We start from the raw sequence: 18,117 nt of genomic DNA, 5'->3' as shown, positions 1-18,117 counted from the left end.
GCCGGCCCGCTCAGGTGGTCAGGGTGTTCATGTCGCGGAGGAGCTCGGACGCCGCGATCGGCGGGAGCTCGCCCAGCGCCACCTCGCCGCGCGCTTCTCGGCGCCAGCGGTCGCCCGTGCCGTCGTGCAGGTAGGCGGCCGTCACCTTCTGCTCCGGGAAGTAGTCGACCGAACCGACCGCGATGCCGGGGTCGATCTCCAGGGTGAACTCCAGACCCGGCGCGACGACCAGCTCCATCCGGCACTGCATGCCGGCGTCCTGCGGCTCCTCGCGACGCCAGCCGCGGCGTTCCAGGCCGAGCACCCGGGTGGTGGGCAGCGTGAGGCCCTCGAAGCGGGACAGCGCCCCGCCCGCGGCCTCCTCCGGCGTGAGCCCGAAAGTATCCCGGCTGAGCTGCGGAAACGGCTGCAGGATCTCGTAGTCGGCGAACAGGTCGGCCCACGCGGCCAGGCCCGCTCCCAAATCCAGCGGATGCGCGATCCCGACCACCGCGTCGCCGGCCGGGGTGAACGGCTCGTCATCCACGGTGGAGAGCGTCCGGTCCTCGGCGATCCGGAACGGGACCGGACCGGCCGGGGTGAAGACCGCCCAGACCAGCCGGCGGGAGATGTGCCAGACCAGCGGGTGGTCGACCAGGAACTGCCGGAACTCGGTGAGCGGCCAGCGCCGTCCGCGGACCATCGCCTGCTCGAGCCGGCGCACCTGGTCGGCCGCGACGGTCCGGACGTCCTTCTTCAGGGCGGCGAACCGTTTCCACGCGGCGGGAGCCGACGAGGCGTCGTCGCGCGCGCCCGGCTTGGGCAGCGACTTGAGCCGCTTGCCGGTGGCGTCGGTGACGAACGGGCGGAGCTGCTCGTCGAAGCCGACGACGAATTGCCGGGTGCCGTAGTCGAGCCGCAGGCTGCCGTCGCCGGCCAGCCCGAAGTCGGGGACGAGCCGGTCGGCGAGCTGCTCCGGCGTGAGCCCGAGCGCGTCGGCGACCTCGGTCATCCGGGTCTGCGCTGCCACTTTCAGCCCCTTGAACTTGGCGCGCTGCGCGATGCTGTGCAGTCGCATCAGGGCGACGTCGGAGCCGATCGCGGACAGCACGTTCACCCCGGTCACCGCTTTCTGATGGCCGCCGTCGCCGGGCCAGGCCAGGATCAGCGGGGTGAGGCGGCGGACCGTCTCGTCGTCGCCGAGCAGACCGAGCGCGTCGAGCGCCCAGTTCTCCTTCGCCTCGGCGCCGGCCAGCTGCCAGCGGTGGAAGATGCCCCACGCGAACTCGGCGAGGTCGGCCGGCTCGCACGCCTCCTGGATGATCGCCAGCCCGGCCCACGGACTGTCCAGCCGGGACAGCGCGAGAGCCGTGATCAGGTGGGTGATCGACTCGGGCGGCAGCGCGCCGGAGCCGTCCCGCAGTCGCACCGGCGGCAGCAGCCCGGGAACGGCCCAGGCAGGGACCGGTGGCATCCGGGCCGGCAGGATCGTCAGCGGGTCGGTGGCGAGCAGTGTCTCGATCGCGGCGGCGGCCTCAGGCCCGTACCGCTGGGGGATTGTCTTGCCGTGCGCGTGCAGCGCGAGGAGCGCGCCCTCGGCCTGGCGGCGCGCCGTGCCGGCCTTGCCGAGCGCCGCCGGGATCAGCGCGTGCGCGGCCTCGGCCGGGTGCCGCAGCAGCCAGGCCAGGGCGAGGCGGCGCAGGCTCTTGAGGCGGGCCAGCCAGTCGGCCATCACGACGGCGACCTCGGGTGAGGTGAACGGCAGGAGCAGCGCCGCGTGCTCCGCCGAGCCGCGTTTCGCCAGGTCGAGCAGGGCGGGCAGGGCGTCGAGCTGGAAACGGGCCACCGCGACCCGCAGCCAGGGGCCGGCCTCCCACGAGTCCTTGGCGCGCCACTGACGCATCGTGGCACGGGCGATGTCGTCGGGCGCGTCGACGAAGAAGCGGGCCGCCTCGTTCCACTGGCCGCGGCCTTGCAGGATCCGCTCGGCGGTCTGTTTCCACCCGAGCCGCCACTTGCCGCCGCCGCGATGGACCGGGGTCTCCAGCCACTGCTCGCGCTCGCCCGGCAGCCACCGCACCGCGGCGGGATCGGAGCAGCTCAGGCCGCTGATCACGACCGGTTTGGCGGCCTTGGCGCGGTGCAGCCACGGCGGGCTGACCAGCAGCGGCGGCACCGCGGTGGCCGGTGCGATCACCAGCGACCGGGCCTCGGCGACGATCTCCCGGACCCGCTCGGCGGCCGCCGGGCCGAGCCGGGGCGTCACCTCCTCGACCAGGCCGGGGTGCGCCAGGACGTGCCCGCGCAGCAGGTCGGCGATCGTGCGTTTCGCCGCGCCCTCGGCGAACAGCCGCAGCGCCCGCTCGGGGTCCCGCTCGGCGGCCTCGGTCAGCACACCCACCACGTATTTCGCGTCGACCCGCTCGATCAACCCGCGCATCACCTCGTCACCAGGGAGGGCAGCGAGGGCGGTGAGCAGGCGTTTCTGAGCCGTGGCGTCGCCGAAACCGGCGTCGAACCAATGGAAGAGGGCCGGGGCTGCGGCCACACCCACCCCGTCGAGCACGGTGGAGACCATGGCGGTCGAGCCGATGACCGCCCAGCCGGTGGCGACCGGGACGAGCGTGTCCAGCTGAGCGCCGGTGCCGGCTGCCGCGACCAGGGCCGCCGCACGGTACGCGTCGGAGTCGCCCACCGCCGACAGAATGTCCTGCTCGACCCAGTCGGACCGGCCGGGCACGAGCACCGAGGTGGCCCTCCGGCCGTAGGGATGAGCGCCGCGATAGGGCAGCAGCGCCTCGACCACCGCGGCGTGCTCGGCGTCGCCGGCGGTGGCGAGCGCGCGCCGGACCCGGAGCAGCACCTGCAGCGGGATGTCGATCTGCCAGCCCTGCCGGTTCTCCCCGGACTGCAGGTGCCGCACGCCGAGCCGCTGCTGCGCCCCCGGCGGGAACTGCCGGGGCGGCGGGTTGTCGTCGGTGACCAGCAGCATGGAGAGCGTGGCAGCGGCCTCGGCGGCGAAGCGCAGCCCACGCTCGGCGATCAGCAGGTCGGCGAACGCGACGACCTGCGGCCGGGGCGGCCAGACACCGCTGGTGAGGATCGCCGCGACCGCCGCGGCGCCGAGCGGGGGCGCGGCGGGGTCGCTGTCGAGCCAGGCCCGCGCAGCGACCGCCGTGGACTCGGCCGTGGTCGGCGCGGCGAGCACCTGGCGCACGTAGCCGGGCCGGCGCCCCATCTCCTCCTGAATCTGCTCCCGGGCTTGCGGGTCGGGGACGAACGGGGTCAGCCCGGCGCTGCCACGACGCGGGAACCGATGCCTGTGCCAGAACGGGCTCTCCATGGCCGGCACGTTATCGAGACGGTACGACAAAACCGGGAACGATCTGCGACCATCCGGCGATGCCGGAAAACACTCTGCGGCGCCGACAGGCGGCCATGCGGGCCTGTGATCGGATCCTCTCCGGCGCGCGGCCGGTGACGATGCGGGAGCGACTGGACGAGCTGTCGGCCGTGGCGGACCTGGACGACCTGCCGGACTACTACGGCGACGGCCCGGTGACGACGCTGGAGCAGCGGGTCGCGAACCTGCTCGGCACCGAGGCGGCGGTCTGGTTCCCGACCGGGACGATGGCACAGCAGGTGGCGCTCCGGTACGGCGCTCAGGAGACCGGCGCGGTCGCCCTGCACCCGCTCAGCCACCAGCTGGTGCACGAGCGGGACGCGTACGCGACCCTGTCCGGCCTGCGCGCGGTCACGCCGACCACCGCGTACCGCAACCCGGTTGCCGCCGAGATCGCCGCCCTGGAGGAGCGGGTCGGCACGGTCGTCTTCGAGCTGCCGATGCGGGACGCCGGTTTCGTCCTGCCGACCTGGGACGAGCTGACCGAGGCCTGCGAGGAGGCGGTGAACATCGGCGCCCGGGTGCATTTCGACGGCGCCCGGATCTGGGAGTCGGCACCCTATCTGGGCCGATCCCTCGCCGAGATCGCCGAGCAGGCCGACAGCACGTACGTCTCGTTCTACAAGACGCTGGGCGGGCTCAGCGGCGCGGCGCTCGCCGGAACCGCGGACCTGGCCCGGTACGCGCGAGCCTGGCGTCACCGGCACGGCGGCAACCTGTTCCAGCAGTGGCCCGCGGTGATGTCCGCGGTGGCCGGGCTGGACCGGGAGTTGCCGCGGGTGCCGGACTACGTGCGGCACGCGCGCCGGGTGGCCGCCGCGCTGGCCGAGCTGCCGGGCGCCCGGGTCTTCCCGGAGCCGCCGCACACCCATCAGTTCCGGCTGTTCCTGCCGCACCCGGCGGGGGTTCTCAACGCGGCCGTGCTCACCCTCGCCGAGCAGCGAAAAGTCTGGTTCGCCGGCGGGTGGCGGGACACCGAGGTGCCGGGGGTCGCGATGGCCGAGCTGACGATCGCCGCGGCGGCCCTGGAGTGGACCGCCGCGGACGTGGCCGACGCGGGTGAGCGGCTCCTCGAACTCTGCCGCTGACCGGGCAGCGCGACACGGCGGACCGGCGTCGACGGCGGCCTGTTTTCTGTGCTCAGCCATGCACCGGTAGCCGTAGCCCGCGCAACGGCCCGGCGTCGGCGGACGGCCGCGTGTCAGCTGCGGGACGGTTCACGTGCGGCTGGTGCGTTTCAGGCGTACCCATCAATGGGCCTTGTCCGCGAACGGCCCGGCGGCCTACGCTACGAGCAGCAGGAAAGCGCTTTCCTCTGAACCCTTGAAGGGAACCCGCATGGCAGCCCGCAGATCGATCGGCATCGTCATCAATGGTGTGACCGGCCGGATGGGGTATCGGCAGCATCTGGTCCGCTCGCTCCTCGCCATCCGTGACCAGGGCGGCGTGCCGCTGACCGGCGGCGGGCACATCTGGCCCGAGCTGATCCTGGTCGGCCGTGACCCGGACAAGCTCGCCGCGATCGCGGCCCGGCACGGGCTCACCGAGTGGACCACCGATCTGGACGCGGCGCTGTCCCGGCCGGATGTGGAGGTCTACTTCGACGCGCAGGTGACCGCGCAGCGGGAGAAGGCGATCCGGCAGGCGATCGCGGCCGGCAAGCACGTCTACACCGAGAAGCCGCTGGCCGAGAGCTCGGCGGCCGCGCTGGAGCTGGCCGAGCTGGCGTCGGCCGCCGGCGTGAGCAACGGCGTCGTGCAGGACAAGCTCTTCCTGCCCGGGCTGCGGAAACTGAAGAGGCTCATCGACGGCGGTTTCTTCGGCAAAATCCTTTCGGTACGGGGTGAGTTCGGCTACTGGGTCTTCGAGGGCGACTGGCAGACCGCGCAACGCCCGTCCTGGAACTACCGGCTCGCCGACGGCGGCGGCATCGTGATGGACATGTTCCCGCACTGGAACTACGTGCTCGAGGAGCTGTTCGGCGCGGTCCGCAGCGTGCAGGCGACCACCGCCACCCACATCACCGAGCGGGTCGACGAGCGCGGCGAGGTCTACGCGGCGGACGCCGACGACGCGGCCTACGCGATCTTCGAGCTGGAGGGTGGCATCGTCGTCCAGCTGAACTCGTCCTGGACGGTCCGGGTGAACCGGGACGAACTGGTCGAGTTCCAGGTCGACGGCACGCTCGGCAGCGCCGTTGCCGGCCTGCGCGGCTGCAAGATCCAGCATCGCGCGACCACGCCGAAGCCGGTCTGGAACCCGGACCTGCCGCTCACCGAGTCGTTCCGCGACCACTGGACCGAGGTGCCGGACAACGAGGAGTTCGACAACGGGTTCAAGGTGCAGTGGGAGGCGTTCCTGCGGCACGTGGTGGCCGGCGAGCCGTTCCACTGGGACTTCGCGTCCGGCGCGCGCGGGGTGCGGCTGGCCGAGGCGGGCCTGGAGTCGGCCCAGTCAGGCCGGCGCATCGAGCTGGGCGACGCCTGACATGGCGACGGTGAACCTGCCCGGCGGCCCCGACCTGACCCTCTCCACCACCACGACCTGGGAGAAGCCGACAACCCCGATCAAGAGCCGGATTGCGTACGGTGCAGCGCACGTGGTCGCGGATCCCCGGGGGGAGAACGCTCCCGGGGCGCCCGCGGTGGTCGACTGGGACACCACGCTGCGGTTCCGGCACCACCTCTGGTCACACGGCCTCGGAGTGGCGGAGGCGATGGACACCGCCCAGCGCGGGATGGGCCTGGATTATGCCGCGACCAGGGAACTCATTCGTCGCAGTGCGGCCGAGGCGCGGAGCGCCGGCGGGCGGATCGTGGCCGGGGTCGCCACCGACAATCTGCAGCCCGGGCCGGTGAGTCTTTCGCAGGCGCTGTCCGCCTATCGGCAGCAGCTGGCGGATGTGGCGGATGCGGGTGCCGTGCCGGTGCTGATGTGCAGCCGTCATCTGGCGGCGGCGGCCACCTCTGCCGACGACTACCTGCGTATCTATCAGCATCTGCTGGACGAGTCGGACAAGCCGGTGGTGCTGCACTGGCTGGGGACCGCGTTCGATCCGGCGCTGGAGGGATACTGGGGCTCGTCCGACGTGGACAAGGCGACGGAGACGGTCCTGGAGCTGATCGCCGGGAACGCCGGCAAAGTGGACGGCATCAAGGTCTCGCTGCTGGACGAGGACCATGAGGTACGGCTGCGGCGGAGGCTGCCCGCCGGGGTGCGGCTCTACACCGGGGACGACTTCAACTATCCGTCGCTGATCCGCGGAGACGATCAGGGGTACTCCGACGCGCTGCTCGGCATCTTCGCGGCGATCGCACCGGCCGCCGCGGCAGCGCTCGCCGCGCTCGACCGGAACGACGTCGACGAGTACGAGCGGATCTTCGCGCCGACCGTCCCGCTGTCCCGGCACATCTTCACGAAGCCCACGTTCTACTACAAGACGGGCATTGTCTTCCTGGCCTGGCTGGCCGGGCACCAGGACCACTTCACGATGGTCGGCGGCCTGCAGTCCGGGCGGTCCGTGCCGCACTTCGCGAAGCTGATCGAACTCGCCGACGCCGCCGGTCTGCTGCCCGACCCGGACCTCGCGGCCCACCGGGCGAACCGGTTCTTCTCGGTCTTCGGAGGCACCGCATGAGCAGGTTCTCGTTCAACCAGATCACCGCCAAGCACTGGGGTCTGGAAGACCTGGTCAAGGGCCTGGTCGCGGCGGACGTCGACAAGGTGGCGCTCTGGCGCGAGCCGGTCCAGGAGTACGGGCTGGAACGCTCCGCCGCCCTGGTCCGCGACGCCGGACTGGAAGTGACCACGCTCTGCCGCAGCGGCTTCTTCCAGGCGCCGGACTGGTTCGACGACAACCGCCGGGCCATCGACGAGGCGGCCGCGCTCGGCACACCGGTCCTCGTGCTGGTCTCCGGCGGCCTGCCCCCGGGCTCCCGCGACATCGCCGGCGCCCGCCGGCACGTCGCCGACGCGATCGCCCAGCTCGTGCCGCACGCGGCGGCCGGCGGCGTGACGCTCGCCATCGAGCCGCTGCACCCGATGTACGCCGCCGACCGCTGCGTGATCAGCACCTGGGACCAGGCCATGGCGATCGCCCAGCAGCACCCGGTCGGGCAGGTCGGCGTCACGGTCGACACCTATCACCTGTGGTGGGACGACACCGCCCTCGACAAGATCAGCCGCGCCGGCTCACGGATCGCGATCTACCAGCTCGCGGACTGGGTGACGCCGCTGCCGGCCGGTGTGCTCACAGGGCGCGGCCTGCCCGGCGACGGCTGCGTCGACATGGCGGCGTTCCACGCTGCGGTCGCCCAGGCCGGATATACCGGGCCGATTGAGGTAGAGGTGATGAACGAGGAGTTGTGGCAGCGCCCCGGCCCCGAGGTCCTGGCAGCGACAGTCGCCAGCTACCAGGCCGTCACATAGGACGCCCGCACTTCAGCGTGTGGATTTCAGGTGCGGAGCGACGCATGGACGAGGTCACACGCAACGGCTGCGCTGCGGGGACGAGGTCACACGCAACGGCTGCGCTGGGGGATGAGGTCACACGCAACAGCTGCGTGGCGATCCATCAACGCTTGGGCCGGGATGAGGGCACACGAACCGTTTCGGTGCGACCTCATCGCGGCCGGCGTGAACTCCGGTGCGTCGCCGTCCCGGCGACAGGGCCGCATCGTGCGGCTGGTGTCCAGTGCTGTCGCGGCGGCGCTGTGGACCGGCTGGTCCGGCTGGTGCCCAGTGCCGCGGCGGCGCCCAGTGCCGCGGCGGCGGCGTTGTGGTCCGGCTGGTCCGGCTGGCGCCCGTCGCGGAGGGAGATCCGGCGGCTTGCTCGGCGGACCACCTGCTTTTCTGGTGGACTCTCCGGGTGAGCCGTTACGACACCATGGAATACCGCCGTTGCGGGCGCAGCGGCCTGAAACTGCCCGCCATCTCGCTCGGACTCTGGCACAACTTCGGTGACGACCGGCCTCTGGAGACTCAGCGGGCCATCCTTCGTCGCGCCTTCGACCTGGGCATCACCCATTTCGACCTGGCGAACAACTACGGGCCGCCGTACGGGTCGGCCGAGGCGAACTTCGGGCGGGTGCTCGCCACCGACTTCCGGGCGCACCGCGACGAGCTGGTCATCTCGACCAAGGCCGGTTACGACATGTGGCCCGGCCCCTACGGCGAATGGGGTTCCCGCAAATATCTGACCGCGTCACTGGACCAGTCGCTGAAGCGGATGGGCCTGGACTACGTGGACATCTTCTACTCACACCGGTACGACCCGGACACCCCGCTCGAAGAGACGATGGGTGCCCTCGATGCCGCGGTGCGCGCCGGAAAAGCGCTGTACGTCGGCATCTCCTCCTACTCGGCCGGGAAGACCGCGGAAGCCGCCGCGATCCTCCGTGACCTGGGCACGCCGCTGCTCATCCACCAGCCGTCGTACTCGATGCTGAACCGCTGGATCGAGCCCGAACTGCTCGGGACCCTGGAGCGTGAGGGCGTCGGCTGCATCGCGTTCTCGCCGCTGGCGCAGGGCATGCTCACCGACCGGTACCTGGACGGCTCGGTCACGCCGGCGCGCGGCTCGTTCCTTGACGAGTGGCTCACCGAGGAGAACCTCGGCAAGGTCCGCGCGCTCAACGAGATCGCCGAGCGCCGCGGGCAGAGCCTCGCCCAGCTGGCGATCGCCTGGGCGCTGCGTGACCCGCGGATGACGTCCACGGTTCTCGGGGCGAGCAGCGTCGCCCAGCTGGAGGCGAACGTGGCGGCCCTGGAGAACACCACGTTCACCGACGCGGAACTCGCCGAGATCGACGGGTACGCCACGGAGTCCGGCATCAACCTGTGGGCGCGATCAAGCGGCTACTAAACGACTGACACCGACGGCGTGTGCCGGACCCGGAAGATCCGCTGTTGCAGCTCGTCGACGGCCGTCGGGTCGGGCTGCTGGTTGCCGTGCGCGACGGCGAGGATCTCCGCCACAGCGCGCAGGCCGCAGCCGGCTCAGAAAAGCAGCCGGCTCAGGAAGCCGGGCGGCTCAGAAAGCCGGGCGGCACGCCGGTGCCGGGCGGCGGGATGCGCCGGGGGAACGGACGTCAGTCGCGCCACTCTTCGGTACGCATCGTCACCCCGTACCGATAGAGAGGGTTTATGACTTTGACCGTGGGTGTTCTGGGCACCGGGATCATGGGGGCCGCGATGGCCCGCAACCTGCTCAAAGCGGGGCATGTCGTGCAGGTCTGGAATCGGAGCCGGGAGAAGGCCGCGCCGCTGGAGATCGATGGCGCGGATGTCGCGGCGATGCCGGCGGACGCGGTCGACGGGGCGGACGTCGTGCTGACCATGCTTTATGACGGTGACGCGGTGTCCGAGGTGATGCGGCAGGCGGCGCCGGGGCTGCAGGCGGGGGCGGCGTGGGTGCAGTCGACGACGGTGAGCCTGGAGTCGGTGGGTGAGCTGGCGCGGTTCGCGGAACATCAGGGGCTGGTGTTCTTCGATGCGCCGGTGCTCGGCACGCGGCAGCCGGCCGAGGCGGGGCAGCTGACCGTGCTGGCGGCCGGGCCGGTTGATCAGCGGAGTGTGGTGGAGCCGGTGTTCGAGGCGGTCGGCGCGCGCACGGTGTGGACCGGAGCGGACGGTGCGGCCGGCTCGTCGACGCGGCTGAAGCTGGTGGCCAACAGCTGGGTGCTGGCGGCGACGCACGGTGTGGCCGAGTCGCTGGCTCTCGCGAAGGGCCTCGGCGTCGACCCGGAGGACTTCTTCGGCCTGATCAGCGGCGGTCCGCTGGACATGGGTTACCTGCGCGCGAAGGGGGACGCGATCCTTGCGGACCGGCTTTCGCCGGCCAGCTTCGCGGTGGTCACGGCCGAGAAGGACGCCCGGCTGATCGTCGATGCGGGCCAGGCCCATGGGGTACGCATGGACGTGGCGGCCGCCGGTGCCGAACGATTCCGCCGTGCGGCCGAGCAGGGTCACGGCGACGAGGACATGGCAGCTTCGTACTACGCGAGTTTCGGCAGCTGACGGGGCAGCGAGACATCGCCTTCCCTCTCTATGATCTTGGCACCGCGCGCGGCCTATGAGAGCCGCCGGGTCCTTGGGGAGGATCCACGATGTCTCGCTCCGTTTGGATGTCCCGGGTCGGTCTGACCCTTCTCACCACCGTTTCCGCCGGCGCCCTCGCGACGCCGGCCGAGGCCGCCTCCACCGGCGTGGCCTCCGTCTCCGGCACGAAGATCACCTTCAAGGCCGCCAAGAAGAAGCAGAACAAGGTCGTGATCACCCTGTCCGGGCGCACGGTCACGATCGACGACCGGGTCGCGATCAAGGCCGGCAAGGGCTGCAAGAAGGTCAAGGGCGACAGCACCAAGGTCAGGTGTACGACCTCGAAGGCGCCCTACAAGATTTACGCCTTCCTGTCCGACCGCAACGACTCGCTCGTCAACAAGGCCCGGGTGCGGATCGACGTCGACGGTGGCACCGGCGCGGACAGCATCACCGGCGGTCCGCTCAACGACGGGCTGTACGGCCGCAGCGGCGCCGACAAGATCCGGGGCGGCGCCGGCGACGACTACCTGATGGGTGCCGAGGGCAACGACCGGATCTGGGGCGGCGTCGGCAACGACGTGATCAACGGGCAGGGCGGCAACGACGCGATCGACGGCCAGGCCGGTCAGGACGGCCTGAACGGCGAACTCGGCAACGACGTCGTCTACGGGGGCCCCGGCGGGGACGATCTCTACGGCGACGTCGGAACCGACCGGCTCTACGGCGGGGCGGGCTACGACAACCTGATGGCGTACGAGTGGGACCACAAGAGCCCCGACTACTACTCCGGCGGCAGCGACTCGGACTCGATCTCCTACTCGTCCGCCCAGCGTGCGATCTCGGCGGACGCGGACGGTGTGAAGGGTGACGACGGCGCGAAGGGCGAGCGGGACACCATCGCCACCGACGTCGAGGACATCCGCGGCGGCGCCGGCAACGACGTGATCACCGGGAACGCCCGTGCGAACCAGCTGTTCGGCGGCCCGGGCAACGACACGATCCGCGGCGGAGGCGGCGACGACGACCTGTACGGCGAGGACGGGCGGGACCACCTCGACGGCGGCGCCGGGAACGACGAGCTGACAGGTGACGACGCGCTCGGGACCCGGTTCGACGCGGACACGATGCTCGGCGGGCCGGGATGGGACTGGGTCGGCTACGACTCCCGGGCCGCCGGTGTGGTGGTCGACCTGGACGGCGCCAAGGGTGACGACGGCAAGCCCGGCGAGAAGGACACCGTCGGCATCGACGTGGAGATGGTCAGCGGCTCCGACGGGAACGACACCCTGACCGGTAACGCGTACGCCAACGAGATCATCGGCCGGGACGGCAACGACGTCATCCGCGGTGGCGGCGGCAACGACGAGGTGCACGGCGGCAACGGCGCTGACGCGATCTACGGCGAGGCGGGTGACGACTACGTGTTCGAGCCGGGCGACGGCTCCCGCGACAAGCTCGACGGCGGCGTCAACAACGACAGGTGCCTGCTGGCCGCGGGCGAGGACACCGTCACCGGCTGCGAGCGGGTGGAGAACTAGTAGCGCGGAGCTCCACCAGGAGCCCGTCGCGGTCGGTGAGCACCGCACCGAGGATGCGCCGGCCTGCCGCGAGCAGGTCGGCGACGTCCGGGGTGCTGAGCGCGTACATCACCAGCGCGCCGTCCCGGAACGACGTCACGATGCCGGCCCGGCGCAGGACGGCGAGCTGCTGCGACAGGTTCGACGCCTCGACGTCGATCTCGGCGAGCAGGTCGCGGACCGGTTTCGGGCCGTCCTGCAGCAGCTCGAGCACCCGGATCCGGACCGGGTGGCCGAGGGTGCGGAACATCTCGGCCTTCGCCTGGTACAGCGGGACTGACACGTAAGGCCCAACTTCGGGTCGGTGTTGCCGGTTACGGCTGTTTCGAAGTTTCGGAGTTGCACAAATCTTCAAGTCCTGCGGTCGTACTTTCACGCTGTCACGGGCCGTGTGGTCCGAAGCGGACATCGTGTGCGATCGAATCCGTCCGGCGTCCCGCACTCTCTCGGTCAGACACTCTCGGCAGGACCCGGGGAGGATTCCGAAATGCCGGATATGGACGTAGCACTCAAGGACGCGATGCAGGTCGACGGCGCCATCGGAGCCGCACTCGTCGACCGTGGCAGCGGGATGGCGCTGGGCATCGCCGGAGGGGACAAGGACTTCGACCTGAGCGTGGCGTCGGCCGCGAACACCGAGGTGATCCGCGCGAAGCTGCGCACCATGGAGATGCTCGGCCTCCGCGAGAAGATCGAGGACATCCTGGTCACGCTCGACTCGCAGTACCACCTGATCCGGCCCCTGACCGGGCGCTCAGGCCAGGGGCTGTTCCTCTATCTGGCGCTGAACAAGGACCGGGCCAACCTGGCGCTGGCCCGGCACCAGCTCAAGCGGATCGAAGGAAACCTGGATATTTAGGACCACTCGCGGGCGAGCATGGCGAACTGCAGCTCGTTGGTCCATTCGCCCTTGAAGAACTCGTTCTCCACCAGCCGGGCCTCGCGGCGCATGCCGAGCCGGCGGGCGACGTTCGCCGAGGCGGTGTTCCGCTCGTCGATCCGGGCCATGATCCGGTGCAGGCCGAACTCCCGGAAGCCGAGCCCGAGCATGGCGTGGGCCGCCTCGGTGGCGTAACCGCGGCCGCCGAAGTCCGGGTTGAAGACATACCCCAGTTCGCCGGTCAGGTGCTCCCGGCTGCGGTGGAAGAGCACCACGTCACCGACCAGGTCCCCGGTCTCGCGCGACTCGACGCCGAGGCCGAGGGCCTGGCCCTCATCGGTGAGATCGGTATTGCTGAAGATGGTGGCGAGCCGGTCGGCGACCTTCGCGGCGTCCCACGGCTCACCCGGGACGTACGGGTAGATCTCCGGCCGCGACCGGTAGGCCAGCAGCCCGTCGGTGTCCGCGACGGTCAGCGGGCGCAGGAGAAGGCGTTCGGTCCTGATCGGATATTCGGGCACCAGACGATGGTGCCATTCGTACATCAGTTCGAGTTATCCACAGGCTGTGTGCACAACCTGTGTACAACTCAGCGGTGGGCGTCCGCGTACCGCAGCAGCGCGGCCACCCCACCGGAGAGACCGGGCTCGTCCGGGTCGACCAGGACGATCCCGCCGTCGGTGCCGGCCAGGGCCCTGATCATCGCGGCGTCGGCACGGACCTTCCGTGGATTCACCAGCAGCGACGGGTCGTCGGCGATCTCTGTGGGCTCCGCGCCGATCCACAGCTCCTCGGTCGACGACGGGTCGTCGATCATGAGGACGGTGTCGACCTGGCCGCGTTGCAGCGCGGTGACCACGGCGTGCAGCCCGTTGCCGGCCGCGCCGTCCCGCCCGAGCTGGGTGCGGAACCGGTCGAGGACGTCCCGCTGGTGCTCGACGGCCCGCTCGGCGATCGCCTGGATCGTCACGTCCTCCAGCGCGGCGGGGTCGGCCCCGGCGCCCCGGGATCCGGCGTCCGTCTCGACCACCCGGCTGCGCCAGCGTTCCGGCAGCTGGGAGACGAGCATCGGGCGGGACTTCGGGTCGCCGGCCACCACGATGATCTCCGGCCCGGTCCGGTCAGCCAGGTCGGTGACCGCCTCCGCCACGTCACCGGCATTGCGCCGCCAGGTCAGGTCGTAGTTGTGCTCGGCCTTCAGCGCGTTCCACCCACCGACGCCGACCTTGTGCACAGGGTAGTCCTCGGTGCCCTCCACCTCGCGGTGCTGCACCAGGTCACCGGCGCCGGCCGCGTCGATGGCACCGCCGGTGTGGTCGACCACCACCCGCAAATAGGGGATCTCGTCGCCGAGCTGGGCGAGCATCGGCATGACGTGCGGCAACGGGCCGAAGGTGGCGATCTCGGTGCGGGGCGGAGCGGCGAGCGCCCGGCGCAGCGGCACCTCTCCGGCGGTCGCGAAAAGGGCGAGCCCGTGCCGTCCGGGCCGGGCCGGATGTTCCAGGGCGGCCGCCTCGAGCGCGGCCAGGGTCGCCGGGTCGCAGCCCTGCTCGGTCAGGGATTCGCGGGCCGCGCGCCACCGCAGCTCGATGATCTTCGCCGCGTCCTCGGTGTCGTGCGACGCGTCGAGGTAGGCCGACGCCCACGGGCCGGGATGGTCGTAGAGCGTGCGCAGCATGGAGAGTCGCATGGTTCCTCGCTTCTCGGGATCGGCTAGCGCGGCGCTGCGTACCCGAATCCTTGCGTGGAAACCATATGACCCGCTATGAGCAGGAAAAACGTCTCGATCAGCGAGATCAGAGGCGCCGGTCGGGTGCGGCGCTGGCGCGCCTGCCGACCAGATTCCAGGCGCCCGGGAGCAACGCTGCGGCCAGGCCGGTCTTCAGCACATCCCCGATCAGGTACGGGATGAGCCCCGCACTCGCCGCCGCGGCCAGATCCATTCCCGTCGCGAACGCGAGCCAGGGCACCCCGAACAGGTAGATCAGCGCGTTCGCGGCCGCCATCAGGCCGGCCGTGTGCACCGGTTTGCGGTCCGCGCCCAGGGCGGCGAGTTGCCCGGCCAGGGCCGCCGCGAGGATGAAGCCGACCAGGTACCCGCCGGTCGCGGCGGGCCAGTCGGCGGTGCCACCGGCGAACCACGGCACGCCGAGCGCGCCGGCGATCGCGTAGACGAGCATCGCGACGGCGCCACGGGAGGCGCCGAGCGTCGCGCCCGCGAGGACCACTGCGAACGTCTGCCCGGTGATCGGGACCGGCGAGCCGGGAACCGGGATCGAGATCTGCGCGGCGAGACCGACGGCGCTCGCGGCGCCGGCCACGAGGATCACGTCGCGGACCACCGAGCGACCCCAGACGTCGGCCAGCACACCTGTGGGCCGTCCTGGTACCACTACGCCGTACGTCACGGAGCGATCCTCCTCAGCGGACATGAATCTTGCTCGCACCATAAGCCGGTCGCCGCCGAAAACGGCAGGGCCCCCGGCCGAATGTGATGTTGTGGTGATCGAGTGGGCCGCTGAGGTGTCCGAAAACTCCCCCAGCGGCCCGCTTGTCGTCAGACTGTCAGGGTCCAGGTGTTGATGTACCCCGTGTCCCGGGAGTACGAATCCTGGGCCTTGAGCCGCCACGTGCCATTCGCCGCCTCGGCGGAGAGGTTGGCGGTGTAGGTCGTGTTGACGTTGTCCGCGCTGTCCGACGTCGACGTGGCCTTCAGGTTGTACGTCGTGCCGTCCGGCGCGACCAGGTCGACCCGCAGGTCACCCCGGAACGTGTGGACGATGTTGACGGCCACCTTGCTGCTCGACGACGCGTTGCGGGCGCACCCGCTGATCGCGATGTCGCTGTAGACCGCGGCGCCGGCGTCCGGGATGGACACGTCGGTGGCGTTCGTGCCGGTGCAGCCGGTCGGCGGGTTGCTGGTGGTGGTCGACGGCGACGCGGTGGGCGAAGTCGTCGTGGTGGAGCAGGTCGGGTCGGCGGACTGGGCCGGCACGCTCACCGCGTCCCAGGCGGCCTTGGTGGTGTTGAAGAGCCCGCAGGTGCTGTCCAGGGCCTTGGCCGCGGTCAGCGTCCAGGTGCGGTACTTCAGGTACGACGAGCTGCTGGTCTTCATCAGCATCGCGTTGTACATGATCTTCGTGGCGGTCTGGATGCCGACACCGGTGATCGCGCCGGAACCGGAGCACCGGGTGCTGGCCGGCTGGCCGTTGGTCGGGTTGGTGCCCTCGGCGAGCAGGTAGAACCAGTGGTTGCCGGGGCCGGCCGCGGCGTGCACCTCCTGGGTCGGGGTGCTGCTGGAGTAGCAGTTGTCGTCGCCGGCGAGCGACGGGTTGTACATGTACCGGATCGGGCCGCTGCCGACCAGGTTGACCTCTTCGCCGACCTGGTAGTCCCGCGGGTCGTTCGCGTTGTTCGCGAAGGCCTCGGTGGCCGCGCCGAAGACGTCGCCGACGAACTCCTGGGTGCCGCTCTTGGAGATGCCGCCGGGGGTGTTGTCGTCGATGCCGTGACCGATCTCGTGACCCACCACGTCGAGCGACGAGATCCACTGACCGGCGGTGTTCTTGCCGATCTGGACCTGGGTGCCGTCGTAGTACGCGTTCTGCTGGTTCAGGCCGACCCGGATCGGCCAGGCGCCGCCACCGCTGGTGAAGCCGGTGCGGCCCAGCCAGCTGGCGAGCATCGCCTTCTCCTTCTGCGCCGCGTAGAACGCGTCGACGCAGCCGGTCTCCTTGTTCGTGCCGGTGCCGTTGCCCCACACGTTGTCGCTGCCGCTGAACGTCGTGTTGTTCGAGGCATCCTGGCAGCTCAGCGACGTGATGCTCGGGTCCTTCATGCTGTAGGTGCTGCCCGAGAGGGTGGTGTCCAGGGTGACCGAGCCGGTGATCCAGCCGGTTCCGGTGCCCGCCACGTCGGTCACGTGCTCGTAGGTGCGGATCACCTCACCGGTGGCCGCGTCGACGTCGACGGTGAGCCGGCTGATGCCCTCGGCGCTCGTGCCGTTGATGGTGGATTCCCAGGCCAGCGTGGGGTCGCCGGTCGTGGTCACGACGACGAGCTTGGTGCCCTCGACGTTCTTGACCGTCTTCAGCTCGCCCTTCGCGATCTCGACCGAGGCGGGGCCGGTGAGTTTCGGGGTGACCGCGAGCTCGCCGATCGGGCTGCTCTGCGCCACCGAGGTGAACTTGGTGTTGCCGGCGTGGTCGGTGACGACCACGAAGTCACCGCCGATCACCGGCAGGCCCTTGTAGGTCCGGTCGTACGGCACGTACTGCAACTTCTCGGTGGAGATCACCGGGCGCTGGACGTAGGCCTCACCGTCGCTGGTCTGCAGGCTCGCGGGTTCGGCGGCGACCAGGGCGGAGGCGGACTCGGCTGCGGCTTCGGCGGGCGGGGTCATCGGCTGGGCGGTCGCCGGTGCGCTGATCCACACCATCGCCGAGGCTGCCGCGGTCGCGGCGGTCACGGCGACGACGACAGGGGTTCGGGGTTTCACGCTGCGCGCTCCTTCCCGCCCAGGGGGTGTCCGGGCAGGCACGGGATTTGTTGACGCAGACGCTAAGCATCGATGAACTTCACCGAATCAGGGAAAACCCTTGCCGTTCAGCCGCCGACTTCACTGACCTCGACGAACGGGGCGCCGTTGAACCACTGGGCGTGCACGATGAAGCTGCGGCCGGGCTGGTTGAAATAGACCGCGAGGTTCGTGTCCGAGCCGTTCTTCTGGACCGTGTATCCGTCCGCGGGCGTGGCCGTGACCAGGAAGACCGTGCCGTTACTGATCATCTTGATGACCGCCCGGCCGCCGTCGGTGGTGAACGTCTTCACGTACGTCTTGAGGCCGTCCTCGCCGGTGGTGACCGTCCAGCCGTCCTCGGTCGTGGTCGCCGGCTTGGTCGTCGGTCGCGTCGTGGTGCCGGTGGTCGCCGGCGCCGTCGGCTCGGTCGTCGCCGGTTTCGACGTGGGCTTGCGCGACGACCGACTCGGCTTGGGCGTCTCCGGCTCGTCCTGCTCCGACGGCGTCGCGGCCGGTGACGGCGTCTCGGCGGTGGTGGTCGTGACCGCGACTTCGGCGGCCGGCACCCGGCCCAGATCCGGTAGCGCTCCCACATCGGTCTTCGCCGCGTTGAGCACGGGCGACAGCGCGAACGACGAGAGCGCGATGCTGGCCGCGGTGGCGAGACACCACCCCGCTATCGGCATCCACCTGGAAGATCGCACGGGTGGCATTCTCT

The 18,117-nt window shown here is 70.7% G+C and carries 15 protein-coding genes; 8 read left to right on the top strand and 7 right to left on the bottom strand.

The features are described 5' to 3' along the window. Positions 1–10 precede the first annotated feature (10 nt). A complete protein-coding gene (locus tag AMIS_RS39085; RefSeq protein ID WP_014448020.1) occupies positions 11–3,322 on the bottom strand; it encodes a DUF4132 domain-containing protein in 3,312 nt (1,103 codons plus the stop codon). A 59-nt stretch (positions 3,323–3,381) separates the two neighbouring features. Here AMIS_RS39085 and AMIS_RS39080 point away from each other — a divergent pair, with 59 nt between their 5' ends. The 7 genes from AMIS_RS39080 (at position 3,382) to AMIS_RS39050 (ending at position 11,961) form a co-directional block, all read left to right on the top strand. Further along, positions 3,382–4,470, top strand: coding sequence for a threonine aldolase family protein (locus tag AMIS_RS39080; protein WP_014448019.1), 1,089 nt, complete (start codon positions 3,382–3,384; stop codon positions 4,468–4,470). A 250-nt stretch (positions 4,471–4,720) separates the two neighbouring features. Further along, entirely contained in the window at positions 4,721–5,869 is a 1,149-nt protein-coding gene (locus AMIS_RS39075) for a Gfo/Idh/MocA family protein (protein ID WP_014448018.1), read from the top strand. Between the two features lies 1 nt (position 5,870). Beyond that, positions 5,871–7,019, top strand: coding sequence for a dihydrodipicolinate synthase family protein (locus tag AMIS_RS39070; protein ID WP_014448017.1), 1,149 nt, complete (start codon positions 5,871–5,873; stop codon positions 7,017–7,019). Then, a complete protein-coding gene (locus tag AMIS_RS39065; RefSeq protein WP_014448016.1) occupies positions 7,016–7,810 on the top strand; it encodes a sugar phosphate isomerase/epimerase family protein in 795 nt (264 codons plus the stop codon). The genes AMIS_RS39070 and AMIS_RS39065 overlap by 4 nt, the downstream gene beginning before the upstream one ends. A 457-nt stretch (positions 7,811–8,267) precedes the next feature. Continuing rightward, complete coding sequence (gene mgrA / locus AMIS_RS39060) at positions 8,268–9,245, top strand: L-glyceraldehyde 3-phosphate reductase (protein WP_051042647.1); 978 nt, start codon at positions 8,268–8,270, stop codon at positions 9,243–9,245. Between the two features lie 281 nt (positions 9,246–9,526). Beyond that, positions 9,527–10,399 carry an NAD(P)-dependent oxidoreductase gene (locus tag AMIS_RS39055; protein WP_014448013.1) on the top strand — a complete coding sequence of 291 codons (873 nt, stop codon included), beginning with the start codon at positions 9,527–9,529 and terminating at the stop codon, positions 10,397–10,399. Positions 10,400–10,488: 89 nt separating this feature from the next. After that, positions 10,489–11,961 (top strand): calcium-binding protein, encoded by a 1,473-nt coding sequence (locus AMIS_RS39050; RefSeq protein WP_014448012.1) that lies wholly within the window; start codon positions 10,489–10,491, stop codon positions 11,959–11,961. Here AMIS_RS39050 and AMIS_RS39045 read toward each other — a convergent pair. Beyond that, positions 11,933–12,283, bottom strand: coding sequence for an ArsR/SmtB family transcription factor (locus tag AMIS_RS39045; RefSeq protein WP_014448011.1), 351 nt, complete (start codon positions 12,281–12,283; stop codon positions 11,933–11,935). The genes AMIS_RS39050 and AMIS_RS39045 overlap by 29 nt on opposite strands. Before the next feature lie 204 nt (positions 12,284–12,487). Between AMIS_RS39045 and AMIS_RS39040 the strand changes: the two genes are divergently transcribed. Further along, positions 12,488–12,859: a hypothetical protein gene (locus tag AMIS_RS39040; protein WP_014448010.1), complete on the top strand. Its 372-nt coding sequence runs from the start codon at positions 12,488–12,490 to the stop codon at positions 12,857–12,859. Here the strand turns inward: AMIS_RS39040 and AMIS_RS39035 are convergent. The 5 genes from AMIS_RS39035 to AMIS_RS39015 form a co-directional block, all read right to left on the bottom strand. Then, the gene (locus tag AMIS_RS39035; protein ID WP_231859182.1) at positions 12,856–13,401 is read right to left on the bottom strand and encodes a GNAT family N-acetyltransferase; all 546 of its coding nucleotides are present in this window, start codon (positions 13,399–13,401) and stop codon (positions 12,856–12,858) included. The two genes, AMIS_RS39040 and AMIS_RS39035, sit on opposite strands and share 4 nt — an antisense overlap. Positions 13,402–13,469: 68 nt before the next feature. Beyond that, on the bottom strand, positions 13,470–14,570 hold the full coding sequence (locus AMIS_RS39030) for a baeRF2 domain-containing protein (protein ID WP_014448008.1): 1,101 nt from the start codon (positions 14,568–14,570) through the stop codon (positions 13,470–13,472). A gap of 106 nt (positions 14,571–14,676) precedes the next feature. Beyond that, positions 14,677–15,312 carry a biotin transporter BioY gene (locus tag AMIS_RS39025; RefSeq protein WP_014448007.1) on the bottom strand — a complete coding sequence of 212 codons (636 nt, stop codon included), beginning with the start codon at positions 15,310–15,312 and terminating at the stop codon, positions 14,677–14,679. A gap of 125 nt (positions 15,313–15,437) precedes the next feature. Beyond that, entirely contained in the window at positions 15,438–17,378 is a 1,941-nt protein-coding gene (locus tag AMIS_RS39020; RefSeq protein ID WP_014448006.1) for a M4 family metallopeptidase, read from the bottom strand. 107 nt (positions 17,379–17,485) lie between these two features. Then, positions 17,486–18,112 carry a hypothetical protein gene (locus AMIS_RS39015; RefSeq protein ID WP_041830346.1) on the bottom strand — a complete coding sequence of 209 codons (627 nt, stop codon included), beginning with the start codon at positions 18,110–18,112 and terminating at the stop codon, positions 17,486–17,488. Positions 18,113–18,117 lie beyond the last annotated feature (5 nt).

Origin of the sequence: Actinoplanes missouriensis 431, from assembly GCF_000284295.1 — a bacterium.
Classification (GTDB): domain Bacteria; phylum Actinomycetota; class Actinomycetes; order Mycobacteriales; family Micromonosporaceae; genus Actinoplanes; species Actinoplanes missouriensis.
The sequence above is the reverse complement of the archived record's forward strand: the minus strand, read 5'-3'. Positions and strand labels throughout refer to the sequence as shown.